Source organism: Parabacteroides sp. AM58-2XD (genome assembly GCF_003463685.1).
Taxonomy (GTDB): Bacteria; Bacteroidota; Bacteroidia; order Bacteroidales; family Tannerellaceae; genus Parabacteroides; species Parabacteroides segnis.
In genome coordinates, this window is the sequence record NZ_QSDP01000050.1 from 13,828 (window position 1) to 35,602 (window position 21,775).

General features: G+C 43.8%; 15 protein-coding genes, 2 tRNA genes and 4 pseudogenes. 9 read left to right on the forward strand and 12 right to left on the reverse strand.

Annotation, left to right across the window (positions count from 1 at the left end):
* Positions 1 to 113: 113 nt before the first annotated feature.
* A complete protein-coding gene (locus DXA15_RS13330) occupies positions 114 to 1,055 on the reverse strand; it encodes a YeiH family protein (RefSeq protein WP_007653224.1) in 942 nt (313 codons plus the stop codon).
* A gap of 130 nt (positions 1,056 to 1,185) precedes the next feature.
* Complete coding sequence (locus DXA15_RS13335) at positions 1,186 to 2,472, reverse strand: O-acetylhomoserine aminocarboxypropyltransferase/cysteine synthase family protein (RefSeq protein ID WP_128134354.1); 1,287 nt, start codon at positions 2,470 to 2,472, stop codon at positions 1,186 to 1,188.
* A gap of 179 nt (positions 2,473 to 2,651) precedes the next feature.
* On the opposite strand from DXA15_RS13335, the gene DXA15_RS13340 reads away from it, so the two are divergent.
* Positions 2,652 to 3,113, forward strand: a complete 462-nt coding sequence (locus DXA15_RS13340; RefSeq protein WP_128134355.1) for an Lrp/AsnC family transcriptional regulator — start codon at positions 2,652 to 2,654, stop codon at positions 3,111 to 3,113.
* 1 nt (position 3,114) lies between these two features.
* On the opposite strand, the gene DXA15_RS13345 is transcribed toward DXA15_RS13340, so the two are convergent.
* Entirely contained in the window at positions 3,115 to 3,999 is an 885-nt protein-coding gene (locus DXA15_RS13345) for a LysR family transcriptional regulator (protein WP_128134356.1), read from the reverse strand.
* 87 nt (positions 4,000 to 4,086) lie between these two features.
* Here DXA15_RS13345 and DXA15_RS13350 point away from each other — a divergent pair, with 87 nt between their 5' ends.
* Positions 4,087 to 7,386: an AsmA-like C-terminal region-containing protein gene (locus tag DXA15_RS13350; protein WP_048316883.1), complete on the forward strand. Its 3,300-nt coding sequence runs from the start codon at positions 4,087 to 4,089 to the stop codon at positions 7,384 to 7,386.
* Here DXA15_RS13350 and rfbB read toward each other — a convergent pair.
* A pseudogene (gene rfbB, locus DXA15_RS13355) lies at positions 7,381 to 8,524 on the reverse strand (dTDP-glucose 4,6-dehydratase). The gene DXA15_RS13350 and the pseudogene rfbB overlap by 6 nt on opposite strands.
* 8 nt (positions 8,525 to 8,532) lie before the next feature.
* A complete protein-coding gene (gene rfbC / locus DXA15_RS13360) occupies positions 8,533 to 9,093 on the reverse strand; it encodes a dTDP-4-dehydrorhamnose 3,5-epimerase (protein ID WP_128134357.1) in 561 nt (186 codons plus the stop codon).
* 157 nt (positions 9,094 to 9,250) lie between these two features.
* On the opposite strand from rfbC, the gene DXA15_RS13365 reads away from it, so the two are divergent.
* From DXA15_RS13365 to DXA15_RS13380, 4 genes are all read left to right on the forward strand, one after another.
* Positions 9,251 to 9,322: transfer RNA gene (locus DXA15_RS13365), tRNA-Cys, on the forward strand.
* A 23-nt stretch (positions 9,323 to 9,345) separates the two neighbouring features.
* A tRNA-Cys gene (locus DXA15_RS13370) sits at positions 9,346 to 9,417 on the forward strand.
* A 456-nt stretch (positions 9,418 to 9,873) separates the two neighbouring features.
* Positions 9,874 to 10,938 (forward strand): AAA family ATPase, encoded by a 1,065-nt coding sequence (locus DXA15_RS13375; protein WP_128134358.1) that lies wholly within the window; start codon positions 9,874 to 9,876, stop codon positions 10,936 to 10,938.
* A gap of 5 nt (positions 10,939 to 10,943) precedes the next feature.
* Positions 10,944 to 11,618 (forward strand): DUF4276 family protein, encoded by a 675-nt coding sequence (locus DXA15_RS13380; RefSeq protein ID WP_128134359.1) that lies wholly within the window; start codon positions 10,944 to 10,946, stop codon positions 11,616 to 11,618.
* Here DXA15_RS13380 and DXA15_RS13385 read toward each other — a convergent pair.
* From DXA15_RS13385 to DXA15_RS13395, 3 genes and pseudogenes are all read right to left on the reverse strand, one after another.
* Positions 11,598 to 11,903, reverse strand: a complete 306-nt coding sequence (locus DXA15_RS13385) for a D-Ala-D-Ala carboxypeptidase family metallohydrolase (RefSeq protein WP_233567264.1) — start codon at positions 11,901 to 11,903, stop codon at positions 11,598 to 11,600. The two genes, DXA15_RS13380 and DXA15_RS13385, sit on opposite strands and share 21 nt — an antisense overlap.
* Before the next feature lie 89 nt (positions 11,904 to 11,992).
* Positions 11,993 to 12,318: pseudogene (locus tag DXA15_RS13390) on the reverse strand (DNA-binding protein); the annotation flags it as partial.
* Positions 12,319 to 12,381: 63 nt separating this feature from the next.
* Positions 12,382 to 12,795, reverse strand: a complete 414-nt coding sequence (locus DXA15_RS13395) for a hypothetical protein (protein WP_128134360.1) — start codon at positions 12,793 to 12,795, stop codon at positions 12,382 to 12,384.
* Between the two features lie 218 nt (positions 12,796 to 13,013).
* Here DXA15_RS13395 and DXA15_RS13400 point away from each other — a divergent pair, with 218 nt between their 5' ends.
* Complete coding sequence (locus tag DXA15_RS13400; RefSeq protein WP_128134361.1) at positions 13,014 to 14,486, forward strand: RimK family protein; 1,473 nt, start codon at positions 13,014 to 13,016, stop codon at positions 14,484 to 14,486.
* A gap of 3 nt (positions 14,487 to 14,489) precedes the next feature.
* Positions 14,490 to 14,950, forward strand: a pseudogene (locus DXA15_RS13405) (GNAT family N-acetyltransferase).
* Here the strand turns inward: DXA15_RS13405 and DXA15_RS13410 are convergent.
* Positions 14,941 to 16,928 (reverse strand): annotated as a pseudogene (locus DXA15_RS13410) (glycoside hydrolase family 97 protein). The pseudogenes DXA15_RS13405 and DXA15_RS13410 overlap by 10 nt on opposite strands.
* Positions 16,929 to 17,051: 123 nt before the next feature.
* Here DXA15_RS13410 and DXA15_RS13415 point away from each other — a divergent pair.
* Positions 17,052 to 18,782, forward strand: a complete 1,731-nt coding sequence (locus DXA15_RS13415) for an SGNH/GDSL hydrolase family protein (protein WP_128134362.1) — start codon at positions 17,052 to 17,054, stop codon at positions 18,780 to 18,782.
* Here the strand turns inward: DXA15_RS13415 and DXA15_RS13420 are convergent.
* The 3 genes from DXA15_RS13420 to DXA15_RS13430 form a co-directional block, all read right to left on the reverse strand.
* The gene (locus DXA15_RS13420; RefSeq protein WP_128134363.1) at positions 18,759 to 20,123 is read right to left on the reverse strand and encodes an MATE family efflux transporter; all 1,365 of its coding nucleotides are present in this window, start codon (positions 20,121 to 20,123) and stop codon (positions 18,759 to 18,761) included. The two genes, DXA15_RS13415 and DXA15_RS13420, sit on opposite strands and share 24 nt — an antisense overlap.
* 88 nt (positions 20,124 to 20,211) lie before the next feature.
* The gene (locus DXA15_RS13425) at positions 20,212 to 20,766 is read right to left on the reverse strand and encodes a Crp/Fnr family transcriptional regulator (protein ID WP_007653179.1); all 555 of its coding nucleotides are present in this window, start codon (positions 20,764 to 20,766) and stop codon (positions 20,212 to 20,214) included.
* A complete protein-coding gene (locus DXA15_RS13430) occupies positions 20,759 to 21,250 on the reverse strand; it encodes a CinA family protein (RefSeq protein ID WP_128134364.1) in 492 nt (163 codons plus the stop codon). Before DXA15_RS13430 ends, DXA15_RS13425 begins: the two co-directional genes overlap by 8 nt.
* Positions 21,251 to 21,775: the final 525 nt, after the last annotated feature.

Sequence of the window (21,775 nt, forward strand, 5' to 3'; positions counted from 1 at the left end):
AAAAGGAGAAGTACAGTTATTCTTGTTTAAAACGGGCCTCCACTTCGTTTAAAACGGGCAAAATCTCGTTTTAAACGAACTTTACCCCCGTTTTAAACAAGATTTTGCTCGTTTTAAACCAACATTATTACTCCTAAACTGATCAACCCGATAAATATCCAAAGGACAACACCTTGCACCATCGGGCGTACGCCTACCTGTTTGATTACTTTCCGGGATAATCCGGCACCGATCAAAAACAGGGTAACCGTTAAACCTTTCTTTGCCAACCAAACCAGTGAACCTGTTATCGTTTCAGGAATTGTCAGGAAAGTATTTGCAACCATAGCCAGAATAAAGAAGAAAATAAACCAGGGTATGCTGATCTTTGCACCTTTCTGTTTGAATATAAACATGGTAGCAATCGTTACCGGGATAATCCATAAAGCACGTGTCAACTTGACCATTGTAGCTATTTCAAGCGCTTGCTCACCGTAAGCGGCACCGGCCCCCACGACAGAACTCGTATCATGTATGGCAATAGCCGCCCACATACCGAACTGCTCCTGGCTCATTCCCAGCAAATGTCCGATAGGCGGGAAAATAAACAATGCGATCGCATTCAGAATAAAGATTGTTCCGAGCGACATCGACATCTCATTGTCGTTGGCTTTTACTACCGGGGCAACGGCTGCTATGGCACTTCCTCCGCAAATCGCAGTTCCGGCGGAGATCAGATAAGCCGTTTTCCGGTCCATCATCAATCTCTTACCCAGATACATACCTAAAGCCAACACGGCAACAACCGATACGACCGTAAAGAGCATCCCTTCTTTTCCGGTTCTCAGCGATTCATGCAGATTCATACCGAATCCCAAGCCTACTACAGAGAACTGCAATAAATATTTAGACGTTTTCTTACTGAATTTCGGGAAAGGTTGTCCGGCTGTCATTCCCAGCGCAAGACCCAGAAACAGAGCTATAGCCGGAGAAATAAAAGGCATCAGACAAAGAACGAATAGGAGAATGAAAAGGGGTTTGTTGTACTTCGTCAGCACTTGTTCAATTGTGTTCATTTCTTATAATATCATTTAGTTATCCTTTGTTTTTGACGGCGCAAAGGTAAGCTTTAAAAAGATATCGAACCAATCACATTATGGAATAGCTGATAACTTGAAGTTATAACACCCTTTTCATTCCGATTGTTCAGATTTTAGCCAGTGCCTGCTCCAGATCTACAAGCAAATCTTCTATGTGCTCCGTTCCTATCGAAAGGCGCACTGTTCCCGGATAAATCTCCTGTTCCGCCAGTTCTTCTGCATTCAACTGCGAATGTGTAGTACTGGCCGGATGAATAACCAAAGATTTTACATCGGCTACATTTGCCAGCAGGGAAAAGATCTCCAGGCTGTCGATAAAACGATGTGCTTCTTCCTGCCCTCCTTGTATCTCGAAAGTAAAGATTGAACCGGCGCCTTTCGGGAAGTAACGTTTATACAACGCCTGATCGGGATGTTCCGGCAAAGACGGGTGATTCACCTTTTTCACCTTCGGATGATTTTGCAGGAAGTCAACTACTTTCAGAGCATTTTCAACATGACGTTCCACACGCAATGAGAGAGTTTCCAATCCCTGTAACAAAATAAATGCATTGAACGGACTGATGCAAGCCCCCGTATCACGTAACAAGACAGCACGGACACGGGTCACATAAGCCGCAGGTCCGGCAGCCTCCACAAAACGTACCCCATGATAACTCGGATCAGGTTCTGTCAGTTGCGGGAACTTACCGGAAGCCACCCAGTCGAATTTGCCGGAATCGACAATGACACCTCCTAACGATGAACCGTGTCCACCGATGAATTTTGTTGCCGAATGCACTACAATATCCGCACCATGTTCGATCGGACGTATCAGATAAGGTGTTCCGAAAGTATTATCCACAATCAGGGGAATCTTATGACGATGGGCAATGGCTGCCACCTCTTCTATAGATATAATATTTGAATTCGGATTGCCCAAGGTTTCGATAAAGATCGCTTTCGTATTTTCCCGGATAGCCTTTTCAAAATTAGACAAGTCAGCCGGATCAATAAAAGTGGCAGTTACCCCATAAACCGGCAAGGTATGTGCCAGCAGATTATAGCTACCTCCATAAATTGTCTTTGCCGCTACAATATGGTCGCCGGCACGTGTAATATTCTCGAATGCATAGGTAATGGCAGCTGCGCCCGAAGCGACAGCCAACCCGGCAACGCCTCCTTCAAGAGCCGCCACACGCTGTTCAAAAACACCTTGCGTTGAATTAGTCAAACGACCGTAAATATTTCCCGGATCCTGTAAACCGAAACGGGCTGCCGCATGCGCCGAGTTATGAAACACATAGGAAGTCGTCTGATAAATGGGTACTGCACGAGCATCTGTTGCCGGATCCGCCTGTTCCTGTCCTACATGAAGCTGTAAAGTCTCGAAATGTAATTCTCTTTTTGCCATGATCTTATTCTTTTTTTATTTGACTTATTACTGTATTATTTTCCAGCAAAAGTATCATACAAAGAAATATCAAACAAGAAATCATATAAATATAGAAAATAATACTATTTTTACACCGTCATACAGACAGAGTCAACTATACAACAGTTAAAAAGAATCAGATAAAAGAATTTTATTCTATGGAGACTTTAGACAAAAAGGATTTGCAGATCCTCCGCACGCTACAGGTAAATGCCCGGCTGACAACAAAAGAACTTGCCGCCCGGGTGAATCTTTCATCAACCCCGGTCTTCGAACGCCTCAGACGTTTGGAAAACGGAGGATATATAAAGAAGTATATAGCCGTATTGGATGCAGAAAAACTGAATCTGGGTTTTGTCGTCTTCTGCCGCGTCAAACTCAGCAAACTGAACAGGGAGATTGCGACCGAGTTCACACGGATCATACAAGATATCCCCGAAGTAACTGAATGTTATAACATATCAGGCAGTTACGACTATCTGTTAAAGATCCATGCCCCAAACATGAAATACTACCAGGAGTTTATCCTCAATGTTCTGGGAACAATAGACAGCCTCGGTTCACTGGAAAGTACTTTTGTGATGGATGAAGTGAAACACGATTACGGCATCCACATCTGATTTACTTATAGGCTTGCATATACCGGATGAAACTCTCTTCCAGTCCCCCGCTCTGTCCCTGTAGCTGCACAAAGGAAAACATACGTTCGGCAGAGAAATCTGTGATATCGATCACTTTCAGCACTCCCGACATCAGTTCACGGGTAACGGCACGTACCGACACGATTGCCAGTGCATCCGAATTTTCCAGAAACAATTTAATACTTTCAGTACTTCCCAACTGCATCAGTACTTTCAGTTGGGATAGCTTGACCTGATGTTCGGCCAATGTGGACTCCAAAACAGCCAACGTCCCTGAACCATTTTCACGCAGCACCAGCGGAAGTGTGCAAAGTTGGTCCAACGTCAGTTCTTCATACCGGGCCAGTTTACTCCCGGTATGTGTAATAACGACCAGTTCATCTTTCATAAAAGGCGTATAATGAAGAGAACTCTGCCGGGCATTCCCCTCCACCAGTCCCAAAGTGATCTTACCTTCACACAAGGCTTTTTCAATATCATGACTATTTCCGTTCAGCAGGGAAGCCCGGATATCGGAAAATTTCCGGATAAAGGAAGACAAGATGGGAGGCAATACATACTGGGCAATCGTCGTACTGGCCCCCAGGCGCAGGTCGCCACAGATATTATCGGTCAGCAGATTCATCTCGAAGTCCAGTTGCCGGTAAGCAGCCAGCAGCGTATTGGTATGCGACAACAACAATTCGCCGGCCCGGGTCAGCACAATACGGCTACCGGTACGGTCGAACAACGGCGTCTTATACTGCATCTCCAATTCATGAATATGCTTGCTTATAGCCGGTTGACTGATATACAATTCCTTCGAAGCCTTTGTAAAACTCAGGTTAGTCGCTACGCTATAAAATACCTTCAGACGAAAATCCATATGCCTATAATCTTTTAAATAAACTTATCAGGTACAAAGATATGGGTTTATTTACATACTTTTGTATAACCAATACATGAAGGCAATATGAAGATCAATAAAAAATTAATTACGACAATCGTCGTTATCACTGTTACCCTGTTCTTTATCCTTCCGGGCATAGGGTTCAGTATTCTGAACTGGGGCGTTCTTCCTCCGGAGAAACTGACCCCGCTCGTCATCGAACAAACGAATAAGTTTCTTGACGCCCATCTGGATTGCGAGCGGATCGAACTGACTTATTTTGAAACATACCCGCATCTGGGCATCCGGCTCACGAACGGCCATCTAATCTCACATACAGCCGAAGATTCAACGGCACACAAGGTAGAACTGGCCATTCCGTCCGATTCCCTGATCGCTTTCAAATCCGCCGTTATCTCTTTCCGGCCAACCGATTATCTTTTTAACGGCAAAATAACAATAGGCGAAATCAGTATCGAAGAACCTCGTTTCTATGGCTATGTGAATAAGAAAGGTGCTGCCAACTGGGATATCTATTCCACAGAGACCGACTCTGCCGACACCGGCAAAAAGCCGTTGCCTCCCATCGACCTGCAAAAAGTGCGCATCACAAACGGCCGTTTCACTTATGATGACCGCGAAGCCGATCTGTTTGCTGAAATAAACGGCTTCTTCCTCAACCTGGACGGTTCACTGACCGACGGAAAGAATAAACTGGATATTGAAACAGGCTCAACTTCCATCCTGTTCAGCAGTCCGACTTATACACTGGAAAACAAACTGGCCCTGAAACTGAAAAGCCAGCTTTTACTTTCTGACAACTTCAACACGATCACGTTGAATGATGCCGAACTACTCGTTAACAATCTTCCTTTTACAGCCAACGGCTCTGTCAGCAGTTTTCCGCCGCTGAAACAGACTAAAATAGACATGGAAGTCGGCCTCAAAATATCCGACATGAACGATTTATTGAAATTCATTCCCGATGCCTATTTCCAAAACAGAGATAAAACACTGGCAAAAGGAGCTATCATCATGGAAGGGAACATACACGGTTACCTGGGAGACAGTATTGTTCCGTCTGTCAACCTGTGTTGTAAAATAGAGAACGGCTCCTACCACGTCAAAGGCCTCAAACAAGGAATCGACACCATACAGATGGATATGGACCTCCATCTGAACGGCATGTATCCGGATTCTTCTTTTGTCTCATTGGAACAACTGAGATTAAAAGGACTGACAACCTCTTTGGATATGCGTGGAAAAGTAACCAACCTGCTGACTTCACCGAATGTCGACGCCAATATAAAAGGTAAGATCGACTTCACACGGCTTGCACAGGAATTTCTGAATCCGGACACCCTCTTCCTCCAGGGAGTAATGGATGCCGATCTTTCCGCTTCATTTAATGTGGATGACTTACTGGACAGCCAATACGGCAAAGTTCACGCTTCAGGCCAGTTAAAAATAGATACGCTGAAGGCTTATAGCAAACCGTTGGGTATGGACGTCTTTATAACAAATGCCGGTTTCTCGGTCGACTCCACCCAACAGGGCAGTTCTTATCTGGAAAATAAAGACCTGTTAAGCATGTCTTTGTCGGTAGACAGCCTGAACATCAAATACCAGGATGACATCAATACAAATATCAGCCGACTGGCCATACAGGCAAAAACATCGCCTGTCATAGATACGACAGCCGTTATCCCCATGACTGCACAACTGAAGTTTGACTATCTGCGTACCCGCCTGCCCGATTCCGTATGGCTGGTAGCCGGACAAACCGTCATGAAAGGTGGCATCAAATCGTCAGCCTCCAATAAACGGATACCCACCACAGGTGCCACCATTTCTGTCGATACCCTGCGATACTTCATCCTGCCGATGCATACCGGAATGATACTTGCCGGAAACACATTCAATCTAGAAGCACTCCCCTATCGGGATGCCGTGCGCCAGCGAAGACTTGCCCGGACCGATACAACATCACAGGCCAATACAACCAGGCAGGCACGTACACGCCGCCCAAGGACACCCGGTCAAATCCAAACGGATACCACCGACGTGACAACACAATTATTACGTCGCTGGGAAATCCGAGGCAGCCTCTCCTTTAACAAAATGAGGGGGTTCAGCCGCCTGCTACCCATCCCTATGCGAATAGACCAGACCACCATGAAATTCAATACTAACGATATCACATTGACCAATGCCCACCTGCATCTGGGAAAAAGTGATTTTATGCTGAACGGAGAAATAAACCGTATCCGCCAGGCCATGCTTCGGGGAGGGAAACTACGGGGTAACTTCTCACTGACATCCGATTATATCGATTGTAACCAGCTAATGAAAGCGATGAACTCCGGCATGCAATATTCGGAACAACACCTCGCTACAACCGGTCAATCAGTAATGGACGAGGAAAGTTTTGTTACCATGGATACCCATACTCTGCAGGATTCCATTGCAACAGCGACACTGGATACAACAGACCGGGTATTTGTCATCCCGGCTTATCTGGACATAACGCTTCACACAAACGCTCAAAAGATCGACTTCAAGGATGCCGAACTTACCAATGTACTCGGTGAAGTGATTATCCGCGATCAAAGCATCAATCTTAGTAACCTTAAGATGGATTCAAATATCGGCCGCGGAAACATGACCATGTTCTACACGGCTAAAGACTATAGCGGGGCATCCGTCGGTTTCGATCTCGATATGGAAGATGTAATGGTTGAGAAACTGATCGGATTGTATCCGGCCATCGACACACTCGTCCCGATGTTACGTTCTTTCGAAGGAGTAGTCGACTGCCAGGTGACGGCAACCTGCAAGATGGATTCCACCATGTCGCTGGAACTTCCTTCCCTGCACTCAGCCTGCTATCTGCATGGGGAAAACATGGTGCTGCTGGACGGTGAAACTTTTACTGAAATATCCAAGACGCTTATGTTCAAAAACAAGAAGCGGAATGTAATAGACAGTATATCGGTCGATCTGGCTATCAAAGACAATAAAATAAAAGTATTCCCCTTCCTGGTGGAAATGGACAGATATAAAGTAGCCGTCGGAGGAACTCATAACCTGGATATGACTTTCAACTATCATCTGTCTGTACTCAAATCGCCGGTTCCGTTTAAACTCGGAATCGACATCACCGGTAATTTGGATGATTTCAAATATAAAATTGTAAAGTGCCGCTACAAAGACCTTTTTAAACCGGCTAAAGAAGCGGAGCTGGACAGTACTCGGACAAATGTCCGGAAAGAAATACGGGAGTCGATACGTAACCAAATAAAAGAGACTGCTCCCGAACTGGTGAGCAGCCTCTCTCCTAATCATACGGTAACTCCTCCGGAAGGAGAAACCAATGCTTTATAATTCACGGCCGGAGTACATCCGGTCGTAATATTTCATATAATCGCCACCCGTGATGTCTTCTACCCACTGTTGGTTTTCCAGATACCAGCGGATTGTTTTTACGATGCCGACTTCAAATGTCGTTTCAGGAGTCCAGCCAAGCTCTTCAGAGATTTTCGTCGGGTCAATAGCATAACGCATGTCATGTCCGAGGCGGTCCTTCACAAAAGTAATCAGGCTTTCATTAATCCAGTCGACAGCAATTTCCCCGTCCGGACCAATCTCTTTCTTTTTCAGCACCTGGCGATATTCAGGCTGTTCGGTCATTAAGCGATGGATTGTACTGATCGTCAGTTTTACAATCTCAATGTTTTGCTTTTCGTTATGGCCACCTACATTATAGACTTCTCCTACCCGTCCACGATGAATAACAGCATCGATAGCCTTGCAATGATCTTCCACATACAACCAGTCTCTTACATTCTTTCCGTCACCATACACCGGCAGGGATTTTCCTTCCAGGATATTCTTTATAATAAGAGGAATCAGTTTTCCGGAAAATGATAAGGACCATAATTATTGGAACAACGGGTAATGCTTACCGGCATTTTATAAGTATCGAAATACGCTTTTACAAATAAATCGGCACTTGTTTTGGAGGCGCTGTACGGACTTCTCGGATCCAGCGGAGTCGTTTCATGGAAATAACCTTCCGCACCCAGCTTCCGTAAACTTCATCTGTAGAAACCTGATGGAAACGTACGCCTTCACGCCACAGAGGATAACCGGCCTCGTCTTTCCCTGTCACCCAGGCTCTGCGGGCTGCATCCAGTAAATTTTGTGTTCCCAGAATATTAGTTACAAGGAATAACTGCGGATTCTCAATACTACGATCCACATGACTTTCTGCAGCAAAATTAACTACATAATCAAAATTATACTTAGCAAAAAGTTCATCAGCCAACGTACGGTCGCAGATATCGCCTTTCACAAACTCACAACGTTCGCCATCGATATCTCCTGCTATCGTACCCAGATTTCCTGCATAAGTCAGCAAGTCGAGAACTACAATCTTTATATCCTGATGCTCTGCCAGCATATATTTGATAAAGTTAGCACCAATAAAACCGGCAGCACCGGTAACCAGATAAGTCTTCATCGTCCGTATTATTTAAATGTAAAATTATATTCCGCCTCACTGAACAGAGGCGCTTTTGTATCTTTCTCTGATAAATTTACAGCATTGATATCTGTAATTCCCCAATCCACTCCTATCGCCGGATCATCAAAACGAAGTCCTTTTTCATGGCTGGGCATATAAGGGTTATCCACTTTATAAGTAAAAATCGCTTCGTCGCTCAATACGTGGAATCCATGAGCAAATCCCTGCGGAATAAAGAACTGTCGTTTATTCTCTGCCGAAAGTTCAACCGATACATATTTTCCGAATGTCGGAGATCCGGCACGCAAATCGACGGCAACATCCAGAACACGTCCTGTGATCACCCGCACCAACTTCGACTGCGAATAGGGAGCCAATTGATAATGTAATCCTCTAAGTACTCCTTTGGAAGAACAGGACTCATTATCCTGAATAAAATTCACTTTACCGATGTGTTGTTCAAACTCAGATTGTTTAAATGCTTCCATAAAATATCCCCGTGCGTCATTAAACACCTTAGGTTCAATGATCCAGACACCGGGTATTTCCGTTTCTATATAATTCATTCCTTTATATTTATACTAACAGGGGACAAAGTAACTTCTTTTTCCTTAGTTCTGCAACAATCAACGCCTGCAAAAAGTATGAAAAAGATTTGCATATCTCAAACATAATACCTTTCTTTGCACTCGCAAAAACGATAAGACGCTATTTGAAATAGATGGTTCCTTGGATGAGTGGCTTAGTCAGCGGTCTGCAAAACCGTGTACGGCGGTTCGAATCCGCCAGGAACCTCTTTATAATTGAATTTGATATCCGGTTCCTTGGATGAGTGGCTTAGTCAGTGGTCTGCAAAACCATGTACGGCGGTTCGAATCCGCCAGGAACCTCACAGAACAGAAGGGTTAGAAAGTTTTTCTAATCCTTCTGTTTTTTTATACCCATTTTCGCTTGCCACCAACTCCTCAAAAAGAAATTATGCCGTTCAACAGCACTTTAATGTCGTCTGTGAAATATATTTTGTGGTTAAATCAGGGACTTCTACATTTGTCGCCGAAAACAAATGTACCCTAACCCCAACTCACATATAATTCTCGCTTGTAGGTGTGCCAACGTGAATTGGCACACCTTTTTTAATAATCCAAACTCCACCAGATTTTCCTGAATTTGTAATTGCAGGAACCCCGAAATGAATTAATCACTCCAATAAAATATATATATTGTCCAGTTCATAGTAAATGATTAACTTTGCAAATATCACAGCCGCATTAATTACCACCGTAATATCAGGCTGTGCTTACAAGACAAAGGAAAAGGATATCATTTGAATATTAATTATACATATAATGGATTATATAGAAATTAAAGGATATAAGTCGATAAAAGAACAAAAAGTTGATTTTAAAGACATTAATATACTCATTGGATCAAATGGTAGCGGGAAAAGTAATTTCATTTCTTTCTTTGAATTTCTAAACCGACTATATAACAGGAATTTGCAGGAATACATTTCCTTAAGGGGGGGAGAAGACAAAATCTTGTTTGAAGGCAAAGATGTAACAGATCGGATTTATTTCAATGTTGAGTTTAACGGAGGGGTAAATGGTTATTCTGCAACATTAAAAGCTGGGGAAGAAAAATTGATATTCACTGATGAAAGATTAATATACAATAGAGACAAAGGAAGCGACATCAGTGCATATTCAACAGAAGCGAGAATTAAAACAACTGATAATTTCAGGGCAAAATATGTCATTCAATATTTAAATGGTTTCAGAAAATATCACTTTCATGATACCGGAGCAAAATCTCCTTTCACATTAATGAGCCATATAGAAAATGACATTTACTTCTTATATGAGAAAGGTGAAAACCTGGCTGCATTTCTATATAATATACAAAAAGAAAATCCCAAAGTCTATCTACGGATCATTTCAACGATTCAAAGCGTTGCTCCTTATTTCTCTGATTTCTTTTTCCAGCCTAACAAGGAAAATTATATCAGATTACAATGGAAGGATAAATTCAGTAATGTCATATATGGTGTAAATGACTTATCAGACGGAACAATCAGGTTCATCGCTTTAGCTACACTTTTTATGCAACCGGAATTACCTCAGACTATTATTATCGATGAACCCGAATTAGGTCTGCATCCTGCTGCCATATCCAAATTAGCCGGTTTAATAAAGTCTGTTGCATCCAAGCAATGCCAAGTCATATTAGCAACACAATCGACCGATTTAATAAGTCACTTTGAACCTGAAGACATTATAACGGTAGACCGGATCAACGGTGAATCTGTATTCAGGAGACTGGACTCTGAATCCCTGTCTGTATGGCTTGATGAGTATACGGTAGATGATTTGTGGAAAAGGAATATAATAACGTCAGGCCAACCTAATTATTGAATACCATGGAACGAATTATAATTATATGCGAAGGTCCTACTGAAGAAGAGTTCTGCAAAAAAACATTGACTCCATACTTTCAGAAACAACAAATATATGTTCAATCCCCATTAATCAAACATAGTAATGGCGGAATTGTAAGATGGAACATACTGAAAAAACAAATAGAGAATCATCTCAAACAGGATACAACAGCATATGTTACTTTATTGATAGATTATTATGGCTTATATCAAAAATATGAATTTCCTGGCTGGGAAGAATCATTAGCGATTACAGATAAGAATTCCAGACTTGATTTTTTAGAACATAAGATGAGCGAGTCGATAGAGGAAAATCTCAGATATCGTTTCATTCCTTATATGCAATTACACGAATTTGAAGGGATTCTTTTTTATAATCTCGAAATTTTTGATTTGCTATTCAACGATGATGAGATTCTTGACAGAGAAGAATTAGAAGCTATTTTCAGAGAATTTGATAATCCGGAGATGATTAACAACTGCCCGGACACGGCTCCGTCCAAAAGACTTAAACGAATCATTAAAGGATATAACAAAATCGTATACGGCAATATTCTGGCTGAAGCAATAGGTTTAACCGGAATAAAAGCTAAGTGTCCACGCTTTAATAATTGGATTACTATACTATCCTCCATATCAAAGCCACTCCACCCCTAATGAAGTGGCTAATAATCTCATGTTTGTGATGGGTTTCCGAACCCCAGGCATGCTCCGGCTAACAGGACGAAAGCTACTATCCAAATACTCACTGACGATGACTGTTTGTACTGATTTTCGGATTGTGTCGGTTATGCTGTGATGTTTGTTTCCTTGCAATAAAGCTATCTCTGCCGGATATTGCCGGCCGGTACTGACACCACCGGCCAGACGGTTTACAGAGTCACTACGGTAACCACTCAATACTGCAATTGGCCTGCCATTGAACTGCCTCAATGGTTCCAACAGATGAATGGCCAAATAACAGAGCGACTGACGGACAGCAGAAGACGTTTCATAACCTAAACATTGAATCTCTAATTATGAATTCTCAATTATTCGATCTCCGGTCTATCGCTGCTTCCGCCATTCTCTTCTTCCTTCTCTTCGTCTTTCTTCTCGACCAGCTTCTCAAAACTAGCCTGGCTCTTGATAGTCCCCGGAGTGCCTTTCCCGGATAAAACCGAACTTTAGGTTCGCGAATCAGGTTTGTATCAAAAGTTTTCTCATCAATTACCCCGGGAGAACCGATCGTATAACGGAACGTACCCAATTCCCCCACACTCACCCGGCGGCCATGCTGCAAATGGCGCACCAGTACTACATTCAAACGGTCGAGCACCGCTTTCACCCCGGCGCTTCCCACGCCACTACTGCAAGAAGATACACAAAAGACAGATAAATAACAAAATGACATTTTGACTGCAAAGTGATAATACTCCATCTACTTAGACTTTGCAAATTTAGAAAACAATTTTTCATCCAACTTAGTATGAATAATTTTAAGTATATCACAAAATTCTTCTTCAGTGATTATTTCTGGTTCATCCTTTATTATTATTTCACAATAATTTTCTCTTCTGTTTGTATATTCATCAGAATTTTCATATTCAAATATACCATATCTAAATCCAGCATAAAAGCCTTTAAAATCAATAACGTCATACCTATCAAGATCCAAACGGTATATTTCTCTTACATAACAAATTTGTAATTCTGAAAGCCGCAAATACTTGTTATTATAGACCTCTTGCAAAAGCTTTTTTCTCTTCTTTTCACATGATTCTACTTTCTTCTTTGCATTAGCGATAGACTTCTCCATCTTCTCTATCTCTGCGTTCAACTCATCTATTTCCATTATTATAATATTTATGTTTCAACAAAAGTAAACATTTCTACATCCAAACCGTAAAAATCAAGATGTTTAACAACATGAGCAACGTGATTGGAAGTTAAATGTGACAGGAAACACCCCCCTGAGACTCAATCAGCAAAAAGTGCTTTTAATAATTAATGATTATTCGCATTACAGATTGATTTATTTGTCTATTTTGCGCACTCATTTTAATATTCAATATGAATAATGTGCTGATTCTTTTAGACAGTCTGAATGATTGGAAACCGTATTACAAGACAAGCAGTATCTTAACTGTTTCCGATTATTTAAAAAACAAATCTCTCCAAAAAGAAAAGGGGAGTAAATTTGTCATCAACCTCAGTAATGACTACAGTTATAATTCCGAAGGATATTACTGTTCATTACTGGCTCAAACCCGAGGACACAAGGTGATTCCCGGAGTAGATATCATCAATAAGCTGGAAGCCGGGGCGGGTGTCCGCATGGACCGGAACTTACAGAAGCTCTGTTATCAATGGATACAGAAAAACAATATTACCGATAATATCTGGTATCTGAACCTCTATTTCGGAACTTGCCAGGAAAAAGGGCTGGAGAAAATTGCCCGGTTCATCTTCGAAAACTATCCTGCTCCCCTCCTTAGGATCAGTTTTAATACCCGGGTTAAGAACCAGATCGAATCCATTCAACTCTTGTCATTGGAACAACTGAACGATGAAGAACAAAGTTTCTTCGCTGAAGCGCTCGACCGTTTCAACAAAAAGGTATGGCGTGCGCCTCAAACCGTTAAATCCGCCCGGTATAGCCTGGCTGTATTATACGATCCGGAGGAAAAGTTCCCGCCCAGCAACAAACAGGCCATAAACAAACTGTTGGAAGTAGCCAAAAAGATGGATATACATGCCGAACTGATCACGGAAGAAGATGCCACCCGCCTGATGGAGTTCGATGCATTATTTATACGTACGACGACATCACTGAACCATTACACCTTCCGGCTTTCGCAATTGGCAAGGCAGAACGGAATGGTCGTGATAGACGATCCGTTATCCATCATACGGTGCACAAATAAAGTATTCCTGAATGAATTATTTGAAAAGGAAAAGATACCGGCTCCCCTCTCGATGCTGATATTCAAGTCAAACGAAAATACATTCGAACAGATCAGCAGTCAGTTAGGATCACCGTTCATCCTGAAAATTCCGGATGGTTCTTTCTCTTTCGGGATGAAGAAGGTAACCAACGAAGCGGAACTGGAAGCAGCACTCGACCTGCTGTTTGAAAAGTCGTCCATCCTCCTCGCCCAGGAATTTACTCCGACTGAGTTCGACTGGCGGATCGGCATCCTGAACGGTGAGCCGTTGTTTGCCTGCAAATATTATATGGCCAAAGGACACTGGCAAATCTACTGTCATTATGATTCGGGAAGAAGCCGGTGCGGACTGGTCGATACCATTCCTATTTATCAGGTTCCCCGTAAAGTACTCGACACGGCGGTCAAAGCGACTTCATTTATCGGAAAAGGATTATACGGAGTCGATATGAAAATGGTCAACGACCGCGCCATGGTTATCGAGATCAACGATAATCCGAGTATCGACCACGGTATCGAAGACGCTGTACTGGGCGATGACCTGTATTACAGGATACTGAATCACTTCGGACGTATGTTAGATATGAAACACTTCTAAAAGATGGAACAGGAGATTATAACCAGGCAGGCAACCCGGGCAGACCTGGACGGGATTATGAGAATAGAGACATCTTGTTTCGGTCCGGACAGTTTCTCCAAAAAACAATTCGTCTATCTGATCACAAAAGCTAAAGGAATGTTTTATATCGTTGAATACCAAGAGAGAATAGTAGCCTATGTTTCTCTCTTGCAAAACGATCATACCCCCAATCTGCGCATCTATCTTTAGCCGTACATCCCGGTTTCAGAAGACAGAAGCTGGGGCAGCACCTGATAGACAAAACGATCGAATTTGCCAGACAGCATAATCATCCAAAGATTACGCTCGAAGTAAACGTCTCAAATCCGGCAGCGCTCCGTCTTTACCAAAAAAACAAATTCGAACCGGTCCGCACAATAAACAATTATTATGCGGACGGTTCGAACGCTTATTCCATGCACCGGGAAGTCGGTTATTTATAGATCTTTGCAGCATATCCGCCGCCCGGAGCCATTTTGATCTTCAGTTTACGGTCGGCGGGAACCGGGATGATTTCTTTTTTATAATCACAGGCGGCACGGTCGGCATTGATACCGTCTTTGAAAAGTTCCAGTTTGTAATTGCCGTCGCCCAGGAAAGAAAGATCCAGTTCCATCTCACGCGGTTCCCAATTAGTCAGGGTACCCAGATACCAGATATCGTCGTGCTGGCGGGCTATAGCGATATATTCGGATACTTTTGCATCGAGCACCTGTGTTTCGTTCCAAACGGTCGGGATGTTTGCGATAAACTCGGTACATTCTTTTTCACGCATATAATTGGTCGGATTATCACAAAGCATATTCAGAGGCGATTCGAAAATCACATAAGTAGCAGCTGGCGGCAACGGGTACCCTGGCTCATCGGTTCGGAGTTGACCGGACGATAGTTGGCACGGGTTGCATTCCGCATAGCCCCCTGTGTATAATCCACCGGACCGGCAACCATACGGATGAACGGGAATGTTACGTCGTAAGTAACCATATCGTAAGAGGCAGGCGACCATTTCAATTGTTCCAAACCATTCACCCCTTCATAATTGATTACGTTCGGATAAGTACGCTGCAAACCGGTCGGTTTACATACGCCATGGAAATCAACCAACATCTTATATCTGGCACAAGTTTCTGCCGAGCGATACAAAAAATTAATCACCTCCTGATCATCACGATCCATAAAGTCGACCTTGAAACCTTTGACACCCATATCCGCATAATGCTTCACCACATTCTCCATATCACGGTCGAAAGCATAAAAGCCTGCCCAAAGGATAATATCCACATTCTTCGATTTGGCATACGATACGATTTCTTCCATATTAATTTCCGGGATGACTTTCAGCAAATCTGCTTCCAGGTTAACAGCCCAGCCCTCATCCAGAATTACATATTCGATGCCATGTTCGGAAGCGAAGTCAATATAATACTTATAAGTATCGTTATTGATGCCGGCACGGAAGTCCACTCCGTAAATGTTCCAGTCGTTCCACCAGTCCCAGGCAACCTTACCCGGTTTGATCCAGGAAACATCACTTACACGGGAAGGAGAAGCCAGGCGATACACCATATCGCAATCGACCAGTTGCTTGTCATTTTCAGAAACGACAAATACGCGCCACGGGAACGAACGGTTTCCTTTAGTTTTAGCTATAAAATTTTCACGTTCCTTGACCAGCATCTGAAGGCGGTTATGTCCCCCCTGCTGTTTTACCTTCGGATAAGGGGCATGCACAGATTTCAGAGAGGGCTTATCTGTTGCATTGTTCAGGAACATACCCGGATAGTCTTCCAAATCGGCTTCGGTGATACATAGTTTCTTTCCGTTACCCAGATCCACCAGATAAGGGAGGATCATCAAACGCTTGTCGTTCAGTTTGGTGATAACTTCATTCACATAAGGTTGTTCAAACGAGTTGGAGAACTGTTCTTCGAATGTCGGCTTCGTACTGTTCACATAAGCAGAAAATGTCTTATGGTCTGTCGAGAAGTTATAGGTTGCCGCTTCGTCTGCAACGACAATTTCCCCTTTCTTACGGGTAATGAAACGATAAGCCAGTCCATCGTTATATAAGCGGAAGGCAATACTGTAATCTCCACGGAAAGAAATCGTCATTTCATTATAGATATCGCTTACTTCCGTCTTCTTATAGAAAGGAGAAGGGATCACTTTGTCTACCGACCCTTTGGTTACTTTCGATACTTTCGGTTTTACTCCCAAAACTTCTCCATTCTGTAAAGTCATGGAGATTGCAGATGGTACCAGGACCTCTGTCCCGTCATGAGTCAGGGAAAATTCTACATTATCACCTACGGTAACTACCGTTTGCAGTTTTCTGTCCGGCGATTGTAACTGATAACTCTTCTGAGCCATCAACGACATGCTTCCGGCTAGAAGGAATACGAGCAGTGCTTGTACTTTCATGGTATTTTTACTTTTTGTTTAACTCTGGCAAATATACATGAATAAATAAAAATAGAATTCCTGAAATTGTTTTATCTTTGTCAATATCGTATCAAAAAGTAACATAAACACATAATAACGACCATGAAAAGACTCTTTTGTCTACTATTTTTCTGTATGGCATGCCTTTCTGCCGGGGCACAATGGAAATGGCAGAATCCGATGGATGCAGGTTTTCCTGTAGTACAAAACCAGGGCTGGCCTGATGAAATAGGTTACAAATATGTCCGCCTGCCTGACCGGGCAGAGAAGGAAATAAGACCTGCCGTATGGAACCTCTCCCGCAACTCGGCCGGGTTAGCGATCCACTTTTATAGTAATGCCCCACAGATCACCGTCCGCTACAAAGTGAGTGGCGGATTGAATATGCCGCACATGCAAAGTACCGGTGTATCCGGCGTTGACCTGTACAGTATTGACAGCGACGGGAAATGGGGCTTTTGTTTCGGAAACTATTCTTTCGGAGATACCATAACATACAGTTACAGGAATTTAGGTCAGGACAGCTATCATAACCGTGGGTTTGAATACCGTCTTTACTTACCTTTATATAATACGGTAGAATGGATGGAGATCGGCACTCCCGAAGACAGCGAACTGACCTTTATCCCGCAATCGCCGGAAAAGCCGGTCGTACTCTATGGTACCTCCATCGCACAAGGAGCCTGTTCCTCCCGTCCGGCTATGGCCTGGGCCAATATCCTGCAACGTTCGCTGGGCTATCCGCTTATCAACCTGGGATTTTCCGGAAACGGGAAACTGGAAAAGGAAGTGCTGAACTACATCATAGAGCAGGATGCACGTATATATATCCTGGATTGCCTGCCTAACCTGACACCAAACACCGAACAGGAAGTTACAGACCTGGTCGTTGCCGCCGTAAAACAAATCAGGGCGACCCGCAACGCTCCCATCCTGCTTGTCGAACACGCCGGATATAGCAATGCACCGACCGACAAGGGACAATATGAACTATATACCCGCCTCAACAGAGGTTCGCAAAAAGGGTTCGAAATACTACAATCGGAAGGTGTGAAAGACCTCTACTACCTGACACACGACGAGCTCGATTACTCGCCGGACGCCTGGGTAGATTACGTACACCCCTCCGACCTGGGCGCACAGGCTCAGGCAACAGCCGTAGAAAAGAAAGTACGTGAAATACTCCGTATCCCGGAAGGTAACCGCCCTACCTGCCAACCGGTAACCCAACGCCGCGAACCGAACAATTACGAATGGCAAAAACGCCATCGCGAAATAATAAGCCATATCAAGCAGCACCCTCCCAAAGCCGTTATCATAGGCAATTCAATTACGCATTTCTGGGGAGGCGAACCAGCCGGTCCGATAAGCAGAGGTCCGGAAAGTTGGAAGAAATACATGGCAGCCGCCGATTTCCAGAACCTGGGATATGGTTACGACCGCATCGAAAACGCACTCTGGCGTATCTACCACGATGAACTGGACGGTTACGAAGCAGAGAAGGTCGTCCTGATGATCGGAACAAACAACATGAGTTCCAGTACGGACGAAGACATTGTAGAAGGTCTACGATTCCTTATCACAGCCGTTCATAACCGCCAGCCGAAAGCAACGATCCAGGTAATGGGTATCCTTCCCCGTCGCGAACATGAGGACTGGGTGAAAAACATCAACCGGAATATCCGGACGATGGCCGAGGAGGAAAACTGCCTGTTCGGCGATGCAGGGCCAGCCTTGCTCCTACCCAACGGAAAGATAGACGAATCCCTCTTCTCCGACGGATTGCATCCGAATGAAAAAGGATACCGGCTAATTGCTCCGATTATTAAATAACGACCTACGTACCAGCCAGAAAGAAACGGACAAGGTACATATCTCAGCGATCGGTACATCATACCAGATGGCATCGATACCGAACACAGCAGGGAGGACAAGTATGCCGATTCCCACAAATACGAGTCCTCTCAAAGCTGAGATAATAATAGATATCTTAGCATTCCCTATCGCCGTAAAATAGCTGGAAGCCAATATATTCAGTCCACACAACAAGAAAGCGAAACAATAAATCGAAACACCCCTCGAAGCAATCTCAAAAGCCTCGCTCCCATGATCCTTGAAAAAGAGTCCGATCACCTGCTCGCCAAACAGCAACAACAGCAAAAACAAACCGATCCCGATCAGCGAATTAGTCTGCGCCGCCAATTTCAGGATCGATTTGATACGTTCCTGTTGTCCGGCCCCGTAATTATACCCGATAATAGGAATGATCCCATCCGATATACCAAGGAATACGGTCGTTCCGATAAACAATATATAATTGATTGCCGTAAATGCAGCCACCCCACTCTCTCCCAGATACCTCATCATGGTAATATTGAAAAGAAATACCGTAATCGCCACCGACAACTCCGACATACCTTCGGACGAACCGTTATAGAAGGCATTCCATACCAGCCGCTGGTCATAGCGTCCACGCTGCACGGCAACCACTTCATGACGTGAAAACAAACGGGGCACGTTAAAACAGGCTCCCATCGTAAAAGCAATACCGGTAGCCAGTCCGGCTCCCATAACGCCCCACCCCAGAACGGCAACAAACACGAGGTCCAGAACAATATTCAGAACCACAGTCATCCCCATAACAGAGGTCGCATACAACGGATGCCCCATCGCCTTGATTATGTAGTCACCGAAAAACATCGCACACAGCAGCGGGAAGAAAGGAACGAGCACCCGTATATAATGTACCGCATCGGGTAACAACACTTCGTTCGCCCCCAAAAAAGAAGCAATCTTTCCTGCTGACAGAAAAATAACCAGGCTCACCACCACGGACATCCCCAGCAAAAACACGAATACTGAGCGCAAAGCGTTATTAGCCTCCTGCTTATCCCCTCTTCCGAGGCTGATACTGACGAGGGTTTGCCCCCCGATACCCATCACGATTGCAAATGCCGAAATCAAACTGTAACACGGCAAAACCAGATTCACACTGGCAAGCGCATTGGCTCCTACGAAACGTCCCAACACAATCCCGTCGATCACAGATTGTATACCCAAGAACAACAATCCCGCAACACCGGGAAGTGCATACTTCATAAATAAGCGGGGAATCTCACCTGTCAACAATAATTTCTCCCTTTCCTGGCGGAAGAGAGCTTTGTCTTTATTCATAAATCAACTCACTTTTGGTTTCCGGCTGCAAAGGTAGGGAGGTCTTTTCAGAGAAAAATTACCATAGGATAATTTCGGTCCGCTCTTTTTATTTAGAAGAAGAACGAATACGGCTCAACGATTGAGGAGTGATCTGGAGATAAGAAGCAATATGCTTGAGAGGTACTCGCTGGAAAAGTTCGGGATTGCTGCGCAACAAGGCTTCGTATTGCTCGCGGGCATCACTCCAACTATCATTAATAAAATAATTTTCATACTCCCGAAGATAATAATCAAGCAGTTTGAGTCCCCAGACAGCTATGTCGTGCGACTGCTCGAAAAGTTCTTCCAGCCTGCGGGCAGGGATACGGAGCAAGTCCGAATCTTCCACCATCTCGATATTATAAGCGGCAATATCCCGGTAAACGAAATTTATCATTTCGCCATCCGAAGCGAACCATAATGTGATGTCTTTCGTTTCCCTTTCGACATATGAACGGATCAATCCCTTCCTGACGAACCACACAAACGGATCACGGTCGCCCTCCCTGATAAGAAGATCGCCCTTCGGGAAAGAAACCTCGTCCATCTCATCGATCAGAAGCCGGATGGCTTCGTCCGACATCGGATAGATCAATCGCTGTTGTTCTATGAATTTATCCATCGGACTTCTGTAAAAGTTCCAGTAACATTGTCAAAGCGGCATCGGCTGCCGACTGTATGTTTTCGGCCCGCACCGTACCGAAATGATAACAATGCGAAACGGCCTGTTCCTTCAAAGCGGCAGCGATCCAGACCGTTCCTACGGGTTTTTCGGGACTTCCCCCGCCTGGTCCGGCAACTCCCGACGTCGCCACCGAGCAATCGCATCCCAATGTACGGATAGCTCCCTGCGCCATCTGTTCCACCACTTCACGGCTCACAGCACCGTAAAGACGCAAACTGTCTTCCGAAACTCCAAGCACATTATGTTTCACCTCGTTGCTATAAGAAACAACGCCTCCGACAAAATAATCGGAACTACCAGCCACCAGGGTAACCATATTGGCAATACGTCCGCCCGTACAGCTTTCCGCCGTACCCATTACCAAACCTTTCGAACGCAAAAGTTCGCCAAGTTGTTTGCTGAGCGAATTATTATTATTCATATCGTTTTATTATCAGGTTTAAATGTTTTAATAATTATCAGAAACGAGTCTGTTTATAGTAGCTGGTTGTAACTGATTCCCCTCTCGAGAGGGGGAAGGGGGTGTGTCATATCCCCACCTATCAACTATCATAATCAGAGTTACTTGACTATTACAGGTCCATTTGCCGTCTGCTTCAGCTGACGGTTTAAAAGTTGTTTCTCATTTTTGGCTTCAGCCACATTTCTCTTAGATAGAAACTTGTAAGAAATGTGACTAAAGTCCGGAGAAATAGATAATTTACCAATCCGTCAGCTGAAGCAGACGGCAAATAAACCTGTAACAAGGTCTGTTTTTATTGACTGGCTTTAACACACCCCCTACCCCCTCTCAAGAGGGGAAGCAGTTACAACCAGTCATTATAAATAGACAACTCAATTCTTTCTAAAATAGAATTATCCCTCTCAACGCAAGAGGTTTTCACGGAATATACTATCATACTGTCATTACGACATATAAATAACTATATAGCAATCATTTAAACTA

Coding starts and splice junctions, on each gene's coding strand:
- DXA15_RS13350 (WP_048316883.1), top strand. CDS start 4,087: ATGAAGATCAATAAAAAATTAATTACGACAATCGTCGTTATCACTGTT.
- DXA15_RS13375 (WP_128134358.1), top strand. CDS start 9,874: ATGGATTATATAGAAATTAAAGGATATAAGTCGATAAAAGAACAAAAA.
- DXA15_RS13380 (WP_128134359.1), top strand. CDS start 10,944: ATGGAACGAATTATAATTATATGCGAAGGTCCTACTGAAGAAGAGTTC.
- DXA15_RS13335 (WP_128134354.1), bottom strand. CDS start 2,472: ATGGCAAAAAGAGAATTACATTTCGAGACTTTACAGCTTCATGTAGGA.
- DXA15_RS13345 (WP_128134356.1), bottom strand. CDS start 3,999: ATGGATTTTCGTCTGAAGGTATTTTATAGCGTAGCGACTAACCTGAGT.
- DXA15_RS13415 (WP_128134362.1), top strand. CDS start 17,052: ATGAAAAGACTCTTTTGTCTACTATTTTTCTGTATGGCATGCCTTTCT.
- DXA15_RS13430 (WP_128134364.1), bottom strand. CDS start 21,250: ATGAATAATAATAATTCGCTCAGCAAACAACTTGGCGAACTTTTGCGT.
- rfbC (WP_128134357.1), bottom strand. CDS start 9,093: ATGAATTATATAGAAACGGAAATACCCGGTGTCTGGATCATTGAACCT.
- DXA15_RS13330 (WP_007653224.1), bottom strand. CDS start 1,055: ATGAACACAATTGAACAAGTGCTGACGAAGTACAACAAACCCCTTTTC.
- DXA15_RS13395 (WP_128134360.1), bottom strand. CDS start 12,795: ATGGAAATAGATGAGTTGAACGCAGAGATAGAGAAGATGGAGAAGTCT.
- DXA15_RS13425 (WP_007653179.1), bottom strand. CDS start 20,766: ATGGATAAATTCATAGAACAACAGCGATTGATCTATCCGATGTCGGAC.
- DXA15_RS13400 (WP_128134361.1), top strand. CDS start 13,014: ATGAATAATGTGCTGATTCTTTTAGACAGTCTGAATGATTGGAAACCG.
- DXA15_RS13340 (WP_128134355.1), top strand. CDS start 2,652: ATGGAGACTTTAGACAAAAAGGATTTGCAGATCCTCCGCACGCTACAG.
- DXA15_RS13420 (WP_128134363.1), bottom strand. CDS start 20,123: ATGAATAAAGACAAAGCTCTCTTCCGCCAGGAAAGGGAGAAATTATTG.